At 34.6% G+C, this 13,815-nt stretch carries 9 protein-coding genes; 3 read left to right on the top strand and 6 right to left on the bottom strand.

The features are described 5' to 3' along the window. Positions 1–11: 11 nt before the first annotated feature. From IEV10_RS02910 to IEV10_RS02890, 5 genes are all read right to left on the bottom strand, one after another. Positions 12–536: an OmpH/Skp family outer membrane protein gene (locus IEV10_RS02910; protein WP_188373193.1), complete on the bottom strand. Its 525-nt coding sequence runs from the start codon at positions 534–536 to the stop codon at positions 12–14. Positions 537–760: 224 nt separating this feature from the next. Then, the gene (locus IEV10_RS02905; RefSeq protein WP_188373192.1) at positions 761–1,609 is read right to left on the bottom strand and encodes a class I SAM-dependent methyltransferase; all 849 of its coding nucleotides are present in this window, start codon (positions 1,607–1,609) and stop codon (positions 761–763) included. An 84-nt stretch (positions 1,610–1,693) separates the two neighbouring features. Continuing rightward, positions 1,694–3,565: a tRNA uridine-5-carboxymethylaminomethyl(34) synthesis enzyme MnmG gene (gene mnmG, locus IEV10_RS02900; protein ID WP_188373191.1), complete on the bottom strand. Its 1,872-nt coding sequence runs from the start codon at positions 3,563–3,565 to the stop codon at positions 1,694–1,696. 82 nt (positions 3,566–3,647) lie between these two features. Continuing rightward, positions 3,648–4,058, bottom strand: coding sequence for an rRNA maturation RNase YbeY (gene ybeY / locus IEV10_RS02895; protein ID WP_188373190.1), 411 nt, complete (start codon positions 4,056–4,058; stop codon positions 3,648–3,650). Next, positions 4,051–7,602 (bottom strand): DUF4175 family protein, encoded by a 3,552-nt coding sequence (locus IEV10_RS02890; RefSeq protein WP_188373189.1) that lies wholly within the window; start codon positions 7,600–7,602, stop codon positions 4,051–4,053. The genes ybeY and IEV10_RS02890 overlap by 8 nt, the downstream gene beginning before the upstream one ends. A gap of 151 nt (positions 7,603–7,753) precedes the next feature. Between IEV10_RS02890 and IEV10_RS02885 the strand changes: the two genes are divergently transcribed. From IEV10_RS02885 to gltX, 3 genes are all read left to right on the top strand, one after another. Then, positions 7,754–8,800, top strand: a complete 1,047-nt coding sequence (locus tag IEV10_RS02885) for an alkane 1-monooxygenase (RefSeq protein ID WP_188373188.1) — start codon at positions 7,754–7,756, stop codon at positions 8,798–8,800. Between the two features lie 111 nt (positions 8,801–8,911). Continuing rightward, on the top strand, positions 8,912–11,500 hold the full coding sequence (locus IEV10_RS02880) for a carboxypeptidase-like regulatory domain-containing protein (protein WP_188373187.1): 2,589 nt from the start codon (positions 8,912–8,914) through the stop codon (positions 11,498–11,500). A gap of 97 nt (positions 11,501–11,597) precedes the next feature. Next, positions 11,598–13,112: a glutamate--tRNA ligase gene (gene gltX, locus IEV10_RS02875; RefSeq protein WP_188373186.1), complete on the top strand. Its 1,515-nt coding sequence runs from the start codon at positions 11,598–11,600 to the stop codon at positions 13,110–13,112. On the opposite strand, the gene IEV10_RS02870 is transcribed toward gltX, so the two are convergent. After that, positions 13,109–13,768 carry an outer membrane beta-barrel protein gene (locus IEV10_RS02870; protein ID WP_188373185.1) on the bottom strand — a complete coding sequence of 220 codons (660 nt, stop codon included), beginning with the start codon at positions 13,766–13,768 and terminating at the stop codon, positions 13,109–13,111. The genes gltX and IEV10_RS02870 overlap by 4 nt on opposite strands. Positions 13,769–13,815: the final 47 nt, after the last annotated feature.

Here is a 13,815-nt window from a genome sequence, read left to right as displayed (position 1 = left end):
ATAATTTTGTTTTATTTTTTTTCTTCTGGTTTATATTCAGCGTTTAATGCTTCTGTAATGGTTTTGGTTAAATCGTTTGCTTCTTGACCATACATTACACTGCCAGCTTCATTTTTTCCTAGAATAAATGTATAGCCATTAGCTTTTCCATATTCACTTACAAAATCATCTACTTTAGAAATAATAGAATCCATTTCTTTAGCAAATGCTTGTTGCATCACTTGTTGTTCTATTTGAAATTGCTGCGTTAATTGTTGGTTTTTTTGACCTAGCTCATTGTATTTTTCTTGAGCTTTATTTTGAGACATTTTTGCTTGAGCTAATTGAAACGCTTTAACTTCAACCTGAAAATCTCTATTAATGCTATCCATTCGTTTTTCAAATGCTTCCTTTTTCACTTTATAAGTTTCCTCTACATCAATCTTCATCTTATAGTCATTGATGACATCTCCATTATCTATAAAACCAATTTTTTGCTGTTCTTGGCAAGAAGAAAATAAAAGTGCAATTATTAATAGCTTAAATATAGTTTTCATGTGGTCTTGATTTTTGAAATTAAATTTTGGCAAATGTATAAAAGTTGGCCGATAATCGGCATTAAATATTCATCATTAGTTTTTTCTATTAAAATTATTAAATGAATAATTATTGTCTATTTGAAACGGATTAAAATTAAGTACTAATTTAACTGGTTCGTTTTACCCTAATACATATTTAGGTTTGAGTGCTAAAACCTTCTTAAAACGCTTTATTTATGGTTTTAGTCCTTTTTAAAGATGTATATAAGAGATGAATACTCTCCAGAGTGTTTTGCTTTTAAGTTTGACCTTAAGCCAATCCAAAATGCCTTAAACGGATTCATAAATCCAGATTTATATTTTTCGGAAAGTAGGCTCACATAAAACGAATCAAAATACATTGGATAAGTTTTGTCTAATAAAAGTCCTTTCTCTTCAAAAATACGTTTCATCCCTTTTTGAGAAAAATGCCATAAGTGTCTTGGCACATCATATGCTGCCCAAAACGATTTATAATGTTCCGCATCGTAGCATTTATAATTTGGAACGGCAATTATTAAATGACCATTTGTTTTTAAAAGGCGATTAAAAATTCTAAGGTGTTCTTCCAAATTCGGTAAATGTTCTAACACATGCCATAATGTAATGACATCAAAACTGTTGGCGTCGAACTCTGAAAGCTTAGAACTATCAAAAACTTTGTTCCCCGTTTTTGAATTGGCAATGTTTCGAGCATCTGAATTGGGTTCAATTCCTGAAATTTTCCAGTCATCCTCTAAAGCTGTCTTAAGAAAGTCCCCAGTACCACAACCAATATCTAATAGTGTTTTTTCTTCAGTCTTAAACGAGTTGATTAAACTTAGCTTATTTTTTAGAGCGCGTTTTCTAATAAGATGATAAACGTGTTCTAGAAGATTTCTTTTAGTGTCTGTATGAGAAATGTAATCTTCGCTTTCGTAATATTTAGACAAGTTATCAGCATGAGGTTGTGGTGTAGTTACAAGGATGTCTTGTTCTTCATTTGGTATTAAATCAAATGATTCTCCAGAAACTGAATGGTCTTTTACAGTAATATATTTACTCATATTCATCTCATAGACTTGTCCAAAAATTCTCTTTAGAATGAGAAATTTTAATGTTAACGCAAGCTATGTTCCACGTGGAACACACACTAATTATCGCCCCAAATAAACTAATAAAACAGAAATATCTGCAGGTGAAACACCACTAATTCTAGAAGCTTGCGAAACCGTAACGGGCTGTATTTCGTTTAGTTTTCCTCGTGCTTCTAAGCTCATAGATTGTAGTTTTGAGTAATCAAAATCTTTTGGGATTTTGACATTCTCTAAGCGCTGAAGTTTATCCGCGTTGCTTTTTTCTTTTTCAATATATCCAGCATATTTAACCTGAATTTCCGTTTGCTCTAAAACCTCACTATCTAGATTGTTATCCACAACATAGTTATTTACAGACGCCACTTTTCTCATATCATCTATGGTAATATTAGGTCTTGCAAACAACTTAAACATCTTATCTTTCTGTTTAACTTGAGCAGAATTTTTCTCTTCTAGAATTGGATTTATTTCCTTGGGATCAACACTTGTGTCTTTAAAGAATTGAATAAAATTATCAGATTTAGATTGCTTCTCTTCCATTCGTTTTAAACGATTTTCTGAAGCTAAACCTAAATCAAAACCCTTAGGCGTCAACCTAAAATCTGCATTATCCTGTCTTAATAAAGTTCTGTATTCTGCACGAGATGTAAACATGCGATAAGGTTCTTCCGTTCCTTTTGTAATTAAATCATCAATCAACACACCTATATAAGCCTCATCTCTTCTGAGTGTAAAAGCTTCTTTTTCTTGAACCCGTAAACTAGCATTTATACCCGCCATCAACCCTTGAGATGCCGCTTCTTCATAACCTGTTGTTCCATTGATTTGACCTGCAAAAAATAAGCCATCAACTAACTTAGTTTCTAGTGTATGCTTTAATTGTGTTGGTGGGAAATAATCGTACTCAATAGCGTAACCCGGTCTAAAAAACTTTACATTTTCAAAACCAACTACAGAGCGTAATGCTTTGAACTGAACATCTTCTGGAAGTGATGTAGAAAACCCGTTGACATAAACTTCGCAGGTGTTCCAGCCTTCTGGCTCCACAAATAATTGGTGTCTGTTTTTGTCCGCAAAACGATTGATCTTATCTTCGATTGAAGGGCAATATCTTGGGCCAACACTTTTAATTCTTCCATTAAACATGGGTGAGCGATCGAAGCCTTCACGAAGTAAATCATGAACTTCTTCACTAGTATATGTCATGTGACATGAGCGCTGATTTTTAAGAGCCTGTGTGGTGTCCAAATAAGAAAATTTATCTGGGTTTTCGTCTCCAGGTTGTTCAGTCATTTTAGAATAATCTAAAGAACGTCCGTCAACTCTTGGCGGTGTTCCTGTTTTCATTCTTCCAGAATCAAAACCTAAATCAACAAGCTGTTCAGTAATTCCTGTTGCTGCTCTTTCACCTGCTCTGCCGCCTCCAAAATTCTTTTCACCAATATGGATTAAGCCATTTAGAAATGTGCCGTTAGTTAATACAACTGTTTTTGCTTTAACCTCAATACCAAGAGATGTCTTAACGCCTTCAACTTTACCATTATTCACAATCAAACCCGACACCATTTCTTGATAAAAATCCAAGTTCTTCGTATTCTCCAAAAGCAATCTCCAATCTTCAGCAAATCGCATACGGTCACTTTGAACTCTTGGACTCCACATTGCGGGACCTTTAGATTTGTTAAGCATCTTAAATTGAATAGCAGAAGTGTCAGAGACAATACCACTATAACCACCTAAAGCGTCAATCTCACGAACAATTTGCCCTTTTGCAATTCCTCCCATTGCGGGGTTGCAAGACATTTGGGCAATATTTTGAAGGTTCATTGTTATTAATAATGTTTTGCTACCCATATTCGCAGCAGCTGCAGCAGCTTCACTACCAGCATGACCTGCCCCAACAACTATAACATCATAAACATCATTAAACATAACTTATATTCTTATTGTTCCACGTGGAACACTGTTGTAATTAAAAAATTCAGTTTGCAAATATACGCTGAAAATGTGGAAATTAAATACGTTTGGACAAGTAGTAATCTTCTTTAAATCGCATAAGTTTAGACTCTTCACTAGACTTGTCTTTATAGCCACAATAATGCAAAACACCGTGTGCCATAACTCGAGATAATTCGTTTACAAATGTTGTGTCAAAATCTTTTGAATTATCCCTAACTCTCTCTATTGAAATATAAATATCTCCGTGTAGTTCTTTTCCCACAGAATAATCAAAGCTAATAATATCCGTGAGTGTATCGTGATTTAAGAAATCTACATTTATTTTATGTAAATAATCATCTGAACAAAAGATATAATTAATCTCTCCTTCTTTACAATTCTCTTCACTAATTAAATCTGAAATCCATTTAGAAACCTGTACTTCATCCTCTAGTTTAAAATCAATCTCGTAATTAAAATTAATCATTGGTGTTTTTAAAATAGTCTTGCAATTTCTTTTTGAATTGCGAACGCAAAGGTAAGGCTTGCCTGTTTAATATTTCTGTAGTATTGAAATATTCTTTTGCTGTTGGTATCTGACTTTTAGACGTCGTATTGTATTCTTTTCGATTGGTCTTAGATTCTCTTTTTTCATCTTCACCTTGCGTAAATGTAGCGTTCTCTAGCTTTAATAATTGATGTTGCAAGTCCATCATTTTTTGGAGCGTTTGATTTGTAAACCCTTTGTTTATTAAATCTAATTCAATCTCCTCCATTTGTCTAATGAGTTTACCTGCTTCGCCTTTACCGCCATCTTTTCCAATCTTATCCTGAAGCGCTTGTCGCAATTGTTGTTGTTGTTGAAAGATTTTATAGAGTTCGCCATTAAACTCCTCGCTTCCTCCTTCGCCATAACCGTCTTTTTTATCTCCTTCTCCATCTTTATCACCATCCTTTCCATTCTTACCGTCCTTACCGTTTTTACCTTCAGAATTCTGACCTTCATTTCCGTTTTCACCTTCTTGTCCTTCTTGACCATTTTCTCCCTGTTTTCCTTCTTTACCCTCTTGACCTTCCTTTTCACCTTCATCACCCTTTTCACCTTCTTTCTGCCCTTCCTTTTCACCATCTTCTCCTTTTTTACCTTCCTCTCCCAGCTTCTTCATAGCTTCTTCCATCTTTTTGTTTAATTCTTCTTGGCTCATAATAATATCTGGAAGTTGCATCTCGCCTTCTCCACCTTCACCCGGTTGCATATTCATAGACATTTCCATATTATCTAGAATATTACTCAACATGTTTGCTAAAGAATTAGCTGCTGTTACAGTGTATTGCTGAGAAGAAACACCCTGGTAAATTCTATTTTCAGTAAGCTGACTTAAACTCTTGTCTATATTAAAATATACATCTGTGATTTGTGAGTTTATCTTTTCTGAAATTTTAGGGTTGCGCAAGGACAATGCAAAAAGACTATCGTCAACATGCTCAAAATGCTCTTTTAGTGTGCTTTGTTTGATAATGAATTTTCCGTATTGATTATGATTAACATCAATTTCATTAAATCTATCCATTAATGCTTCTTGATCAAAAGAAAACAGCACCAAATTATCTAGAATTTGACGTAACATCTCTGCGTCTTCTTCCATTTTATCTCCTCCTGCGCCTCCGGACATCATTGACTGTTTCATCATCTCACTAAGTTGCTTCATCTTTTTAGCTGCAGCTTTTTGCTTATTTTTTGCTTTCTGCATCTCTTGAGGTGTCATTGGTGAACCTTCTTTCTTCTCTTCATTTTGCTTCACTCCTTCTTTTTGAGATTCATTTTTTTCTAGACTTTCCTTCGCTTCTTTTTGATCTTCTTTTATACTTTCTTCTGTGAGTTTGTCTCTCTCAATATCCTCAGGTTTTCTAAGTTTTCTGTTCTCGCTCATTAACTCTTCAATCCCTTTTTGGATATCCTTAAACTCTTCGTTTAATTTCTCTTGAGCTTCTTTAGTATTTTCTTTTTCGTCCTTTTTAGAAAGTTCTTCTTGTCTTTTAGAAATATCCTCTAACTGCTTCTGAAGCTTTTCTTGCTTTTTAGTGACATAAAAACGTTTGGTTAGCTCAAGCAGTTGCTGCATGCTTCGCTTTTTGTTTTTGTTTTGCTTTGCTAACTCTTCAAGCTTTTGACTGAACTCTTCTTTATTAATCTTCTCCGTCATTTTCTCTAACTCCTCAAGAAGCTTTTCGTCTTTTTTAAGCTGTTCTTCGTTTTCTTTGAGCCGCTCTTTTAAATCTTCTTTAAACTCATCTTTCTTTCCTTCTTCTTTATCCTTTTGAAACTCTTCGAGGTTTTCTTGCAGTTTTTTGTTGAAATTTTTCATCAACTGCTCTTGTTGTTTCTGACGCTTTAAAAAATTCTCAAACTTCTTTTTATCATTAAAATTAAGCGCCTCTTTTTCTTTTTGAGTTTTAGATAATTCTTCTAGTTTTTTGTCTTGTTCTTCTAGTTTTTCAAACGTTTTACTGATGTTTTTAATGGTTTCGTTTTGCTCGTTTAATTGCTTGGTTTCTTCTTCGTCCTTTGTACGCTTTCGGTAACTAAAAACGCTGCTTTTTACATTCTTAAAGTTATGAATCGCATCATTATCAAAAACTTCGAAATACAAATCGTAAGCAATACCATCTTTGACATTGAGCTGATCTGGGAAGGCGCTTACGAATTCAGAAAAGTTAGATTTAGAAATGTTTATAGGGACAATTTGTTTTTGAGATTCGTCTTCAGAAGGATAATATACAAGCTGCAATTGCTTTAATCCATAATCATCACTTACTTGTCCATAAAAATAGAGGCTCTGTTGGTCAACAGAGTCTTTTTCAACCTTAATGTCTAATTCCGGGTAAGCATCTTTAACTACATTAATAGCAAAGGCTAAGCTTTCATAATTGGTTAAGCTCTTGTTGCTGGTGTTTATGCTGTAACTATAGTTTCTGAATAGCCTTTTAGTAGCTTCAAAATTACCCGACTCATTACTGTTAAAGACAATGGTATCATTAGCGTATATATTAACTTCTGATGTCGACTTTGTATTTACTTTCCAGGTAATTTTAGTGCCTTCAGGAATTGTCGCGCTACCCGTGCTTTTTAGTGTTTCATCTTTCTTTTTAGTGTGGCTTGGATAATCCAAAACCATATCAAAACCAACTAAAGTTGGTACATTTACTACACTTAAGTCATAGAGTTTAGACCTTACATCGTTAGCCGATAACGAGAAAGATATATCTTCCTTTAACTGATTAAAAACATATTGAAATTCTCCTGGCACATTCTGTTGCAAAAAATACGTTTGACCATTGTAATCTATTTGAACTTGATCAGGGATGACATTACCTACTGTCTTAACAATAAGCGTGTAATCTTTGTTTTCAATGGTTTGAAGCTCGTCATTAACAACAAAAAACTGAAACGGCGCTGGCGGCTCGTATGCGGTTTGGTAATTCACCACACGTTCATAACTGTCGCTAAACCAATTGATCTTACCAGTTACAAATGAAAGCAATAAGATAACGACAGGAATGGCAGCATACTTTAAATATTTTAAACTCGATCTAAAATTTATTGCCGTTTGAAACGGTATTGGTTTTAACTCAGCAGATTTCTGTTCTATACTTGCTAAGAGTAAGTCTGATTGTTGTTTGCTTTGATTTAACTGAAGTACATTGAGCAATTTGTCATCAACCTCAGGAAAATGACTACCTATTAATTTTGAAGCTGTTTGGAAATCTATGCCTTTTCTAAGGTTAAAAAGCTTTGCTATTGGAATAATAACAAACTTTGTAAAAAGTGTGACTTCTACCGCAATAAACACCCAAAACAATATTGTTCTAGCAGTTGGACTTAGCCACAGCACATACTCTATTAAAAGTGTAATCATAAAATAGAGCACACCTATAGCAAAAAACAGAATAGCGCCTTTAAGCAACTCGTTGGTATAAAATTTCTTTATAAACTGCTGTAATTTGGCTTGTATAGTCTTAAAATTGCTCATATTCACTTCAATAACTGACTAATCTACAATTTTATTTTAATTGTTGATTTCCTAAATTTGATAAGTTTCTGTTAATTTAGGTGCTTTTAGTGTTAAAACCGCTTCTTATTAGTCAGATTCACTCTTTTTTGGGGTTAAAAACAAGATGTTTATGAAAGATTTTAAATATTTAGCTGCATTTTCAATTCCTTTATTTGCATTTATTGGCATGTCCCTTAAAGGCTATTGGGTTTGGGCAACACCATTGTTTGCATTTGTTTGTATTCCAATATTAGAACTCATATTTCCTGTTGATACTGATAATTTTTCTGAAGAAGAAGTTGACAGTCGTTTAAAACGACAATTGTTTGATTGGTTATTGTACCTAAATCTACCAGTGGTTTTTAGTTTGTTGATATATGGATTATTTATAGTAACTCATTTAAGTATTGAAACTTATGAATTTGTAGGTCTTATTTTCTCTACAGGAATTGTTTTGGGTGTCAACGGTATAAATGTTGCGCATGAACTTGGTCATAGACAAGCTACAAATGAGCGTTTCATTGGCAAAGCACTACTTTTACCTTCTTTTTACATGCATTTTTTTATTGAGCATAATTATGGTCATCATTTACATGCTGCTACACCAGAAGACCCTGCAACCGCAAGATATAATCAGTCGGTATATTCATTTTGGATCACCTCAACTGTTAGACAATATTTTAGCGCTTGGCGTATTCAACAAAAGCTTTTAAAGAATAACAATGAACGATTTTTGTCCGTAAAAAACGATATGCTTTGGTATACCGTTTTACAAATTTCGTATTTAATTACAGTTTTTCTAATCTTTGGAAAAACGGGATTCGTTTTTGCATTAGTATCAGGCGTGGTAGGATTTATCTTGTTGGAAACTGTAAACTATATAGAGCATTATGGCTTATTGCGTTTACAGACAAAATCTGGCCGATACGAACGTGTTAGAGAAATGCATTCATGGAACTCTAATCATGTAATTGGGCGAATTGTTTTGTATGAATTAACTCGCCACAGTGATCATCATTACAAATCTTCAAAGAAGTATCAGATTTTAGATTGCCATGACGAAAGCCCACAAATGCCATATGGATATCCAACCTCAATGGTTTTGGCAATGTTGCCTCCGCTTTGGTTTAAGATTATGAACAAACGTGTGCCTAGCGAGATGATAATTCGGCAATAAGCCTTAAATAAACGCACAAAATCGTTTATCCTACTATATTTAAAAAACTTTTAGTTAGTTTGCTTATTCATAAGCTAATGAGCTTACTTAAAACAATCAACATCAATCTTTATGAAAAATTTAATTAAGTACTTTTCAATAGGCCTTTTAATCTTTATGTTTTCCTGTGAAGACGAAAGTTTTCCTTATGTGCCACCTGTAGCAGAAATTCCATCTGATGCGGATTTTGCAGAAAACTTTGGTTCTCAAGTATCTGCCAGCTTTCTAGGGCGTATAATCGATGAAAACAATAGTCCTGTTGAAGGTGTGACTATAGAAATAGGAAATAGTACAGCAACAACCGATGCTTTTGGGGTTTTTAGTATTCAAAACGCTAATGTTTTTGAAAGGTTTGCATATATCAAAGCTGAAAAAGATGGGTATATCAAAGGCTCGAGAGCTTTAGTGCCCTCAGAGTCTGAAATCAACCAAGTGCAAATTATGCTTCTTGAGAAGACCGTTACAGAAACTATAAGCTCAGGAGAATCATCTGTTGTAAGTCTTAGTAATGGTTCGGAAGTGACTTTTGATGGTAATTTTATTACCACTTCTGGCTCTTCATATAATGGCTCTGTTAATGTTACTGTAAAGCATTTAAGCCCTGATGATAATAATATGAATGTAATGATGCCTGGTATGTTATATGCTCAAAATATGTCTGGAAATGAAGTTGCTCTTGAGACCTATGGCATGCTTGCAGTTGAACTTACGACGTCGGGAGGTGAGAGCCTTCAGCTTGCCGAAAATAGCCGGTCTAGGATTACTGTTCCTTTAGCGGCTGATGTTACAAATCCGCCATCTACAATTCCTTTATGGTATTTTGATGACATAAACGGGTATTGGAAAGAAGATGGGCAGGCAATTCTTCAAGGCAATCAGTATATCGGTGAAGTTAGTCATTTTACATTTTGGAATTATGACTATCCATACCCTGCTGTAAATCTTTGCATTACACTGAGAGATACCAATGGAAATCCTTTGCCTTACACTGCTCTAGATTTATATTCTGAATTGCTAAATTCAACGGGTACTTATGGGTTCACTGATAGTTCTGGTACTGAATGTGGTTTGGTTCCTGCAGACGAAGAACTTACCGTAACAGTCTATAGCCCTTTATGTTTAGATAGTCCATTTACTACAACTATTGGGCCTTTCTCTTTTGACGTTAACACAACTGTAATTGTTGATTTAGAAGATAATATCACATTCGAGGGAAATTTTCTTACCTGTGACGGTCAAGATGTAACTAATGGATATGTGCAGCTTTTTATTAATGAGGTTTCGCAAGTGATTCCTGTAACAGATGGTAGTATAGATGTCGCATTCAATGCCTGCGGTGCAACAAGCTATACTTATAAAGGTATAGACCTTGAAAACAACCAGGAAACTGAGGTTTTTACTGGTGTAATTGATGACACTACAACAACTATAAACGTTGGGTCGTTCAGTGCTTGTACGGTTTTTGAAGATTCTGATAGTGATAGTGTCCCTGACACATTAGAAGATGTAGATGGAGACAACAATCTAGACAATGATGATACTGATGGTGACGGTATTCCTAACTATCTCGACCAAGATGATGACGGAGATGGAATAAATACCATAGATGAAGACTATGATGGAGATGAAGACCCAACAAATGACGATACAGATAGTGATGGTATTTCAAATTACTTAGATGATAATGATTTAAATCTATTTATTGGCGAAATTGGCGGTAATGGCTGTGAACCTGTTACTTACGATTTTGGCGCTTTGTTCGCAAACATATACAATATAGATAGTAATGAATATGTTTTTTATGTCACAGAAGCTGATGCTGATGCTGAGATTAATGCAATTACACTACCATATTCACTACCTTTTACTGAAGCCGTTCAAAATCCAGAAATCTATGTAAAAGCTACAAGTACAATCACAGGACAATCTGGAATTGCTAGCGTATTTTTATTCTTAAACGATTTTGATTCAGATAATGACGGTTTAACTGATTGCGAAGAGTTAACGGGTGTTGACAACCCTAATACTAATTTAATACCATCTGGCACTAGTGATCCTAACGATCCTAATGACCCTAATGACACATCTAATAATGGCTATGATGCTAGATGCGATAGCAACTTTGATGGGTCGGTACAGTTTAATTTAACTTCTTGGAATGCATTTTTCCTAAATGGTGGAAACTCTAATGATATAGAAATCTCTTACCACCCTTGTGAGATGTGTGCTTTAAATAATGGCGGGGCACTGAATGGGTTATATAACAACATCACCAACCCTGAAACTATTTACGTAAGGCGTTTTGACAATAGTACAGGGGATTTGCAAATTCTTTTATTAACATTAGAGGTTTTTGATCCACCAATTATCCCGGATAATTTATCAATAATAGAATGTGATGGTGATAATGATGGTTTTGCAACATTTAATTTAAATTCGATAAAAACAGAAATAAACAACGCAAATCAAAACCCAAATCTAATTAATATTACTTTTCACCTCGCCTTAGGGGATGCGATTGATGGTGTTAATCCTATAGGTGTCGACAGTTTTAATAATACTCAAAGCACACAACAAACCATCTATGTTAGGGCTGAATTTACTGATACTGGTTGTTCTTCAAGTGACCCCGTAGAATTAATCGTAGATTCTGGCTGTTAAAACCACAGAATACATTATATACAAAGCCTCTTTAATTAAGGAGGCTTTTTTTGTTGGCTTCAATTATCAAACTATCTTTGTCCTTTAATTTAAAACTATGTCTAAGAACGTTCGTGTGCGCTTTGCGCCAAGTCCAACAGGGCCTTTACATATTGGCGGTGTAAGAACTGCGCTTTTTAACTATTTGTTTGCCAAAAAACACGGTGGCACATTTGTGCTTCGTATTGAGGATACTGACCAAAATCGTTATGTCGAAGGTGCTGAAGATTATATAGTTGATGCGCTTAATTGGTGTAATATTCCTTTTGATGAAGGTCCTGGTAAAAATGAAAAGTTTGGGCCATACAGACAAAGTGAGCGTAAACACTTATATAAACAATATGCCGACCAACTCATTAATGAAGGGAAAGCTTATTATGCTTTTGACACAGCTGAACAATTAGACGCGCATCGTAAAGATCATGAAGCAAATGGCAAAACCTTTATTTACAATTGGCATAATCGCGAAAAAGGGCGTTTAGTAAACTCATTAGTTTTAACTGCAGAAGAAACACAAGCTAAAATTGATACCGGCGAAACCTATGTGGTGAGATTTAAGTCACCTCAAGACGAAACGCTTCATCTTAAAGATAGTATACGTGGAGACATTTCTATTGACACCAATGTTTTAGATGATAAAATTTTGTTTAAAAGTGATGGCATGCCAACTTATCATTTAGCAAATATTGTTGATGACCATTTAATGGAAATTACGCATGTTATTCGTGGTGAAGAGTGGCTACCTTCTTTAGCTCTACACCAATTATTATATAACGCTTTTGGTTGGGAAGCTCCAGAATTTGCACATTTACCGTTGATTTTAAAGCCTACAGGAAAAGGCAAATTAAGCAAACGAGATGGCGACAAATTAGGATTTCCTGTTTTTCCATTAGAATATACGGCGCCTGACGGAACGATTTCTAGCGGTTATAAAGAAGATGGTTATTTCTCTAAAGCGGTGGTTAACTTTTTAGCGTTTTTAGGATGGAACCCAGGCACAGAACAAGAACTATTTTCCCTTGACAATTTAATCTCTGAGTTTGATTTAACTAGAGTTAATAAAGCTGGCGCACGCTTTGATCCAGATAAAACCAAATGGTTTAACCATCAATACATGCAGCAACAGTTAGATTTAGATTTAGCTGAAATTTTTAAAACAGAACGCTCAGAGTTAGCAGAAATTGATATTAACTACATTGCTTTAGTTGTGGGCTTAATTAAAGAACGTGCTACGTTTGTCAATGAGTTTTGGGGTTTAAGTCACTTCTTCTTCTCTGCTCCAACAGCGTATGATGAAAAAGCATCAAAAAAAGCGTTAAAAGAAGGTACGGCAGAACTCATGCAAAAGGTGATTGAAATCGTTACTGCCACAAGAGAGTTTACAGTGCAAAATCTTCAGTCAAAACTAAAGGGTTGGATTACAGATAATGAGATTGGTTTTGGAAAAGTGATGATGCCTTTGCGTTTGGCTTTAGTTGGAGCTCTTCAAGGTCCAGATGTATTTGAAATAATGTTTATGATTGGTAAAAACGAAACGGTAAAACGTATCGACGCTTTAATTAAAACCATCTAAAACACAAACATCGCAGTAAGCACCAACATGCTTTGATTGCCTTTAAAATCAACATCTTCTGTAAAGTTTTCTTTATTGAGTTTGCTAAGTATGTTAGTAAACCCATAAATGTATTGAGCTCTAAGCTTAAATTCATCAAAGCCTAAAGATGCGCCTACAGCGCCATTGACATTAAATCTTGAAATTTCGGTAATCTCATTAGCTCTAATTGTATTGTAGTTACTTATAAGGTAGTTTTCTTTTGACTCGTCCTGCAATTCTAAATTACTGTTGTATTGTAGCATAGGACCGGCATCAATAGTGAGGTGGTTCTTTATGATTTTAATATGACCCAATAAAGCTATTTGTGCTGTAAAAATTTTGTAATCTATCGATTCAGTTTGTGTGCCTCCAAGAGGAATTGCAGCAATACCTAGTTTGTTTTCAGATAACTGTATGTTATAACTGAGGTTATACCAACGATTAGGTAAATCTACCGTTGCTGCTAAACCAGCCAACCAACCACTCTCACTTGTGGTAGCTAAATCATCAGTATCTATATTAAATTGTGTAACACCGCCATAAATACCGATTCCGTTTTGAATACGATAATTTTGAGACATACTTACTGTAACAAAAAGTACGCTTATGGCGACAAATAGGTTGAGTTTTTTCATTTTACGGTAGATAATTTGGGTTATTTAAAAGCAAACCTAAACAAAAA

This window comes from Winogradskyella haliclonae (genome assembly GCF_014635865.1).
GTDB classification, from domain to species: domain Bacteria; phylum Bacteroidota; class Bacteroidia; order Flavobacteriales; family Flavobacteriaceae; genus Winogradskyella; species Winogradskyella haliclonae.
Note: the sequence above shows the minus strand (reverse complement) of the source record. Positions and strands in the feature narration are given on the sequence as shown.

Bases quoted from the DNA above. Each gene is read 5' to 3' on its own strand.
- IEV10_RS02870 (WP_188373185.1), bottom strand. From the start codon at position 13,768: ATGAAAAAACTCAACCTATTTGTCGCCATAAGCGTACTTTTTGTTACA.
- ybeY (WP_188373190.1), bottom strand. From the start codon at position 4,058: ATGATTAATTTTAATTACGAGATTGATTTTAAACTAGAGGATGAAGTA.
- IEV10_RS02905 (WP_188373192.1), bottom strand. From the start codon at position 1,609: ATGAATATGAGTAAATATATTACTGTAAAAGACCATTCAGTTTCTGGA.
- IEV10_RS02910 (WP_188373193.1), bottom strand. From the start codon at position 536: ATGAAAACTATATTTAAGCTATTAATAATTGCACTTTTATTTTCTTCT.
- gltX (WP_188373186.1), top strand. From the start codon at position 11,598: ATGTCTAAGAACGTTCGTGTGCGCTTTGCGCCAAGTCCAACAGGGCCT.
- IEV10_RS02885 (WP_188373188.1), top strand. From the start codon at position 7,754: ATGAAAGATTTTAAATATTTAGCTGCATTTTCAATTCCTTTATTTGCA.
- mnmG (WP_188373191.1), bottom strand. From the start codon at position 3,565: ATGTTTAATGATGTTTATGATGTTATAGTTGTTGGGGCAGGTCATGCT.
- IEV10_RS02880 (WP_188373187.1), top strand. From the start codon at position 8,912: ATGAAAAATTTAATTAAGTACTTTTCAATAGGCCTTTTAATCTTTATG.
- IEV10_RS02890 (WP_188373189.1), bottom strand. From the start codon at position 7,602: ATGAGCAATTTTAAGACTATACAAGCCAAATTACAGCAGTTTATAAAG.